Below are 6,636 nucleotides of genomic sequence, written 5' to 3'. Positions count from 1 at the left end.
GTCCCGGGGCGGCCAATCCCTAGAAACACCACTTCCCAGTTCGGGCTGGGTCGCGTCGTGCCTTTTCGGTTTCGCGGCCTGGGTCTGTTTTGGCGGGGGTGCTCCCCCGGCGGGCCGGACTCTTGTCGATCGGGCACTGCCTTCACCCGGGCACTGTCTTCACCTGAGACTGCGCAGCGGGTCAGCAGGGGCCGTTGTCGGTCCAGACGCCCCACTGGCCGCTCAGGCTCGGGTCCTCGCCCTTGGTCCACCACTTGTTGGTGTAGTAGTGGCCCTTCCAGGAGACCTTGGTGCCGCCGGCCGCGTAGGTGGTGTTCGCGTCCCAGCTCGGGGCCGCCGCGCAGCCCGCCGGGGTGGTCGGCGTCGCGGTGGCGGTGGCGGTCGGGGTCGCGGTGGGGGTGGCCGTCGCGGTGGGGGTCGGGGTCGGGGTCACCGTGGTGGTCGGGGTCGGCGTCGGGTTCGGCGCGGCCGGGCAGCCGCTCGCGGAGCCGTTGGTGGCCTCGACCATCTTGTCGAACAGGGCGGTCCTGGTGCCCAGGTCGTACAGCGAGAAGGCGAAGGAGCCGCCGAGGCCGTTGCAGTGCGCGTAGTCGGCCTTGGCCTGGATCGACCTGGCGTCCTCACCGCTCCAGAAGGTGCTGCCGTCGTAGAAGTACGTGGCCTTGGCGTCGTCGTCCCAGAAAGTCTTGGCCGGGTTGTCGACGAAGCCGCCGAGCTCCTTGTACATCTGGATGCCGGGGACGTTGCCGGACATCGCCGCGCCGGCGGCCGCGCCGGTGGCGGGCTGGAACAGGCCGTTCTTCCCGTTGTTCGCGACGCCGGTCCAGCCGCGGTAGTAGAACGGGACACCCATGTTGATCTTCTTGGCGGGGAAGCCGCCGGGGATGCCGTAGTCCGGGTCGCCGACCGTCCACGCCTTGACCGCGTTGTCGATCGAGTACTTGCCGTGGCCCGGCTTGGCCGGGGTCATCGGGTCGTTCGGGCCGGAGTAGAGCGGGGCCTGGTGGTTGGTCGGGCCCTGCGCGTCCCAGGCGCCGTGCATGTCGTAGGTCATGACGTCGAGGAAGGTCAGGTACTGGCCGACCTTGTCGGTCTCGATGTTCATGATCTTGTCCTGGCCGGCGCCGACCGCCGCCGAGAGGGCGTAGGTCTTGTTGTCGGCCTTGCCCTGCGCGTCCAGCTGGTTGCGGAACTCCTGGAGCAGCAGGGTGTAGTTCTGCTTGTCGGCCGGGCTGGAGAGGTTGCCGGTGTGGCCGCCGCCGCCCGGGTACTCCCAGTCGATGTCGACGCCGTCGAAGATGCCGGCCGCCGAGGCCGGGCCGCCGTAGCCGGCGTCCACCGGGAGGTTGCCCTTGATGAACATGTCGAGGCAGGAGGAGACCAGGTGCTTGCGCGAGGCGTCCGTGGCGGCCGCCGCCGAGAAGTACTTGGAGTAGGTCCAACCGCCCAGCGAGATCAGGATCTTGAGGTTGGGGTTCTTCGCCTTCAGCTTCTTCAGCTGGTTGAAGTTGCCCGCGATCGGCTGGCCCCAGACGTCGCCGACGCCGTCGACCGCGATGTCCGGGCCGAAGCTCTTCTGGTAGTCGGCGAACGCGTCGCCCGCGCCGTCACCCGCGCTGGGGTTGTTGTCGTCGCCGCTGGCCGCCTTGGTGGCCTCGAAACAGCCGAGGTCGGTCGGGTGGATGTTGGCGAACGAGTAGATCATGTAGTCCAGCTTCCCGGCGACGCCGGTGTCCTGGATCGTCTTGGGGTAGTACGCGTTGGCGTAGATCGACCACTGGTCGAAGTAGGCGACCTTGATGCCGCCGCTGGTGGCGGGCGCGCCGGTGCTGTTGGTGGTCGCGGCGTTGGCCGCGCCGCCGCCGGACAGCGCGAGGCCCGCACCGAGCAGCAGGGAGGCGGTGGTGCCGGCCGCGACGGCGGCCAGGCTCTTCGGGCGCCGGCGGCGGCCGCCCTCCGGAGCCGGGGTCCCGGCCCTTTCAATGCGTGAGCGCAGCATGGGTGCGTGACTCCTGGTCGTGGGGGTTCCGTCAGCCCGGGGGTGCACGTCCGGGGTGGGGCCGGACGACCGGGACATGACAGATCAGGGGTGGGAATCGAGCGGGATCAGGCCTGGACGGACACCGGGATGTGCCGAACCGGCGCCCGCGGCACGAGGCCGTTGACGCCGGTTCAGGGGCTCCCTGCACCTGGGCAATAAAAATGGACTAGACCAACTCCCTCGTCAAGGGGTGATGTTGGGCCTTGAGCCGCGCTTAAGGTTCGCCGCCCTCCCCCGCGACCCCGCCGACCAGCGGCACCGAACTGCGGCTCAGTAGCGCACCGCGTTGGCCACCTCGGCCTTGACGGTGCCCGTCAGGTCCCGGTTGCTGCGCGCGGTGGCCTGGGCGCTCTGGCCGGCCGCCACGTCCGGGACGGTCACCGCGGTCGCGTCGAGCACCTTGCCGGAGCCGTCGGTGAAGTTCACCTGGATCACGTACCGGTACGACTGCTGGGCGTGGTTGGTGACGGTGAGCTCCACCTGGGCCTTGCCGTCCGAGCCCGTGGTCACCGCCCCGGCGGTGACGTCCCCCTTGGCGTCCAGCCCGCCCTTGATCCCGGCGACGGCCGAGGAGGCCGCCGAGACCGCCGCCGAGGCCTGCGCCTCCGCCGAGGAGATCGCCGAGCCGATCCCGCCGGCCGCCGAGGCCAGCGCCGAGGCGACGGAGGCGGCCGCCGAGGCCCCCTTCGAGACGGCCGCGGCCGCCGAGGAGGCCACGCTGCTCGGAGTGCTGCCCGAGGAGCAGCCCGCCAGCGCCGTCGCACCGGCCACGGCCGCGGCCAACACCCCTGCCGCCAGGCGGTGTTGGCGGCGTGCAGGCGGCGCGTCCGGGCGCCGCGCGGTGACCCGCGGGCGGGCGGGTGTCCGGCTGAGCGGCTTTCGGTCCATGGCTTGTCCACTCCCGGCGACGCTCCGTGTCGCCGTCCACGTCGGGGCGGCCCCGGCCGGGGCCGCCAGCAGAGGTGATCCATCGGGGCGGGCGGCCGGTCCGCCGGGCCGCCCGCCCGGTTGGGGCCCGTCCGACAGCTCCCGCCGGGCGCGGCGGACCGTCGGACCGGCCCTGGCGTCAGGACAGCCCCGAGCCCTCCTGTTCGTCCGCCTCGACGGCCGCCCGCTCCTCGCGCAGCCGCACCACGTGCCGGCGCCGGGCCACCACGCCGTACGCCCCGGCGGCGCTCGCCGCGAAGGACAGCACCCCGACCCACCGCCGGTCGAAGACATAACCGGTCAGGTGGTCCAGCGAGTACCGCCCCGGGCCGGCCAGGCCGAGCGCGAGCCCGGTCGCGCCGAGGAACGCCGGGTACTCGTAGCCGCCGGAGACGGTGAAGAAGCCCGCCGGGGCGTGCACCGCCACCGCGCCAGCCATCGTCCCGGCCACCACCGCACCGGCCGCCGGGGTGGCCAGCCCGGCCACCAGCAGGGCGCCGCCGCCCGCCTCGCCGAGGCCGGCCGCGAGGGCGCTCTCCCGGGCCGGATGGAAGCCCATGTGCTCCATCGCCTGGGCCGTGCCCTCCAGGCCGGCGCCGCCGAACCAGCCGAACAGCTTCTGGGTTCCGTGCGCGATCAGCACCCCGCCGACCGCGCCGCGCAGGGCCAGCAGGCCCAGGTCCTTCCGGTTCAGACACATGTCGCATCCTCGTTCCCGCGGGGGTGGTCCGGGTTCCATAGCACCCGAGAGCGAGCACCCGTTCGAGTCGGGGCCGCCATCCGGGCGAATCCGCGGGATCTTCGGAATACGGAGCTCACGCCGCACGCCACACCCGGGCGCGGGGCGTGGCGGGCCGGTCGTGGCGGGGGCCGCGGTCATGCTTGGCAGATGTTCGTCTTCAACCTGAGCAGCGCCTTCATCGCCTTCTTCGCCGTGGTCGGCCCGCCGAAGGTCCTGCTGTCCTTCGCCCACCTGGCCGCCACCCGGACCACCCAGGAGCTGCGGCGGCTGGCGGCCTGGAGCACGGTCATCTCGGCGGTGATCGCCGTGGCGCTCGTCTTCAGCGCGGACTGGACCACCTCGCTGTTCCACATCAGCGACCAGTCGCTACAGCTCGCCGGCGGGACGATCTTCTTCATCTACGCGGTCGCGCTGGTCTTCGGCGTCCACCTCGGTGCCGAGAGCAGGGGCGACGAGCACCTGAAGAACCACATGGTGGACGGCATCCGCGAGCTGCTGCTGCCGTACATCGCCAGCCCGCTCGCCGTCACCGCCGTCCTGGTCGCCGCGCTCACCAAGGACGACTGGGGCTGGCGAGTCACCGTCTGCGCCGCGTACACCGGCGTCGTGGTGATCAACTACGCCTGCGTGGCCGTACTGGCGCCGCTGATGCAGCGCACCCACCGGACCTCGCTGGAGGTGCTCTCCCGGCTGCTCGGACTGCTGCTGGCGGCGGTCGGCGTGGAACTGTTCCTGAACGGCCTGGCCGGGCTCGGACTGCACCTCCCCGAGGGGCACTGAGCCCGGCCGGTCGTACCGCTACCCCTACCGCTACCGCCCCGCGAGGGTGGCCAGCACCTCGCCGATCCGCTCCCGCACCAGCGGGTCGGCGACCAGCCCGTCCGGGCCGACCGCCGCGCGGTCCAGCGGGATCTTGGCGCAGGCCTCCTCCAGCACGGCCGCGCCGGTGTAGCCGAGGACGGTGCGCAGGGTGGCCTCGGCGCCGTGGCCCCGGCCCGGCCCGGCGGCGTTGATCCAGGCGGTGGGCTTGTCGGAGATCTCGGTGCCGCCGACCGTCCAGTCCAGCAGGTTCTTGAAGGAGCCGGGCAGCGTCCCGGCGTACTCGGGGGTGCAGATCAGCAGGGCGTCGGCGGCCTCGATCGCCTCCCGCAGGGCGGTGACCGGGCCGGGCAGCGGGTCGAGGTCGTCGTCCGGGTTGAAGTGCGGCAGTTCGGCCAGGCCAGCGTAGTAGGTGGCGCGCAGGCCCGGGGTGGTGGCGGCGAGGGCGGCGGCGGTGCGCAGCACGGTCTCGTTGGTGGAGCCGGCCCGCAGGCTCCCCGGCAGCAGCAGGATGTGACGGTCGTTCGGCATGCCGAGGAACCTACCGTTCCCCTCCGGTCGGGGGCACGCGTCAGGGCACGACCGTCCCGGGCACGACCGTCCCGGGCAGGACCACTCAGGGCACGACCACTGGCCGCCAGGGCACCGGGCTGGAGAGGATCATCGAGCTGGCCGGCTGGCCGTACCCGCCGAGCCGGTCGCAGAGCGCCTCGAAGTCGGCCATCGTGGGCACCGCGACCAGCAGCGCGCAGCAGGCGCCGCCGGTGACCCGGTGCAGCTGGAGCACCTCCGGCCAGGTCGCCACCTCGGGGTCGCGCAGCACGCAGCGCGGGCCGTAGCACTGGATCTGGACCAGCGCGGTGATCGGCAGCCCGGAGCGGGTGAGGTCCACGTGGGCGTGGTAGCCGGTGATCACCCCGTCCGCCTCGAGCCGGCGGACCCGTTCGGCCACCGCGGGTGCGGACAGGCTCACCCGGCGGGAGAGTTCGTTGTAGGAGAGCCTGGCATCGGCCTGTAGCTCGGCCAGCAGGTGGCGGTCGACGGCGTCCATGGTGACTCCCGGAGTGGCTGGAATCGGCGGTTCTGCCGATCGTAAAGGGAATCGACCGAACGCATCGCGGACGCAAACCCCGAGGCCGGTAGCGGTGCCCGGCGGCCATTCAAGCGGGGGGCCGCACCGCCGCACAATGGGGCCCCGGTGGAACCAGGCCGTCCGTCTGGTCGCCGGGCCGGGCGACGACGCCCGGGTGGATCAGGAGGAAATCGGATGGGGCACGACACGGTGGAGACACCCAACCTGTCGTTCGGTCGGGGCCAGGAGCCGGGTCGGGGCACCCCGTACGCCCGCTACGCGCGGCTGGAGGAGCTGCACAGCCTCCAGCACCCGCGCAGCAAGGTGCCGGCCGAGCTGTCGTTCATCGTCACCACCCAGGTGATGGAACTGCTGTTCGACCTGCTGCGGCACGAGTGGACGCTCGCCCAGCAGGCGCTGCGCGAGGACGACCTGCCGTCCGCGCTGGCCGCGCTGCGGCGCGGCACGCACGTCCAGGACGTCCTGGTGGAGTCCTGGGACCTGCTGGCCACCATGACGCCGCAGGAGTTCAACGCCTTCCGCTCGGTGTTCGGCGAGGCCTCCGGCTTCCAGTCCTCGGCCTTCCTGCACCTGGAGTTCCTGCTCGGCAACAAGAACGCCGCGCTGCTGCGGATGTACGACGAGGTGCCGGAGACGCTCGCCGAGCTGACCGGGGTGCTGCACGCCCCCGGCCTGTACGACGACGCGCTGGCGCTGCTGGCCCGGCGCGGCCTGCCGGTCCGGGCCGAGGTCTCCGCGCAGCGGTACCAGCCGGACCCGGCGGTCGCGGACGCCTGGCGCCGGGTCTACACCGACCCGGAGTTCGCCGCGCTGCAGCCGCTCGGCGAGGCGCTGCTGGACGTCGCCGAGCGGGTGACCCGCTGGCGCCAGCGCCACCTGACCGCGGTCAAGCGGACGATGGGCGGCAAGCCCGGCTCGGGCGGCTCCAGCGGACTGAGCTGGCTGCGCAAGGCGGCCGAGCAGGACGTTTTCCCCGAGCTGTGGACCATCCGGGACGAGATGTGAGCGAGGACA

7 protein-coding genes are annotated in these 6,636 nt (G+C 72.5%); 2 read left to right on the top strand and 5 right to left on the bottom strand.

Translation table 11 applies throughout. The features are described 5' to 3' along the window. Window positions 1–181: 181 nt before the first annotated feature. The 3 genes from ABTY15_RS20145 to ABTY15_RS20135 form a co-directional block, all read right to left on the bottom strand. Window positions 182–1,999, bottom strand: coding sequence for a glycosyl hydrolase family 18 protein (locus tag ABTY15_RS20145; protein WP_350593251.1), 1,818 nt, complete (start codon window positions 1,997–1,999; stop codon window positions 182–184). A gap of 312 nt (window positions 2,000–2,311) precedes the next feature. Further along, window positions 2,312–2,929 carry an FxLYD domain-containing protein gene (locus tag ABTY15_RS20140; protein WP_350593244.1) on the bottom strand — a complete coding sequence of 206 codons (618 nt, stop codon included), beginning with the start codon at window positions 2,927–2,929 and terminating at the stop codon, window positions 2,312–2,314. 178 nt (window positions 2,930–3,107) lie between these two features. Beyond that, a complete protein-coding gene (locus tag ABTY15_RS20135; protein WP_350593237.1) occupies window positions 3,108–3,668 on the bottom strand; it encodes a DoxX family protein in 561 nt (186 codons plus the stop codon). Window positions 3,669–3,857: 189 nt separating this feature from the next. On the opposite strand from ABTY15_RS20135, the gene ABTY15_RS20130 reads away from it, so the two are divergent. After that, window positions 3,858–4,490, top strand: coding sequence for a MarC family protein (locus tag ABTY15_RS20130; RefSeq protein WP_350593231.1), 633 nt, complete (start codon window positions 3,858–3,860; stop codon window positions 4,488–4,490). Between the two features lie 30 nt (window positions 4,491–4,520). On the opposite strand, the gene ABTY15_RS20125 is transcribed toward ABTY15_RS20130, so the two are convergent. Both ABTY15_RS20125 and ABTY15_RS20120 read right to left on the bottom strand, forming a co-directional pair. Further along, window positions 4,521–5,060, bottom strand: coding sequence for an NADPH-dependent FMN reductase (locus ABTY15_RS20125; protein ID WP_350593223.1), 540 nt, complete (start codon window positions 5,058–5,060; stop codon window positions 4,521–4,523). Between the two features lie 85 nt (window positions 5,061–5,145). Next, window positions 5,146–5,580: an Lrp/AsnC family transcriptional regulator gene (locus ABTY15_RS20120; protein WP_350593217.1), complete on the bottom strand. Its 435-nt coding sequence runs from the start codon at window positions 5,578–5,580 to the stop codon at window positions 5,146–5,148. A 216-nt stretch (window positions 5,581–5,796) separates the two neighbouring features. Between ABTY15_RS20120 and ABTY15_RS20115 the strand changes: the two genes are divergently transcribed. Next, window positions 5,797–6,627 carry a tryptophan 2,3-dioxygenase gene (locus tag ABTY15_RS20115; protein ID WP_350593212.1) on the top strand — a complete coding sequence of 277 codons (831 nt, stop codon included), beginning with the start codon at window positions 5,797–5,799 and terminating at the stop codon, window positions 6,625–6,627. The last annotated feature ends 9 nt before the right edge of the window (window positions 6,628–6,636 follow it).

The sequence above is a fragment of the Kitasatospora sp. NPDC097643 genome (genome assembly GCF_040302625.1).
In the GTDB taxonomy this organism is placed as follows: domain Bacteria; phylum Actinomycetota; class Actinomycetes; order Streptomycetales; family Streptomycetaceae; genus Kitasatospora.
This window is presented reverse-complemented; position numbering and strand designations above follow the sequence as displayed.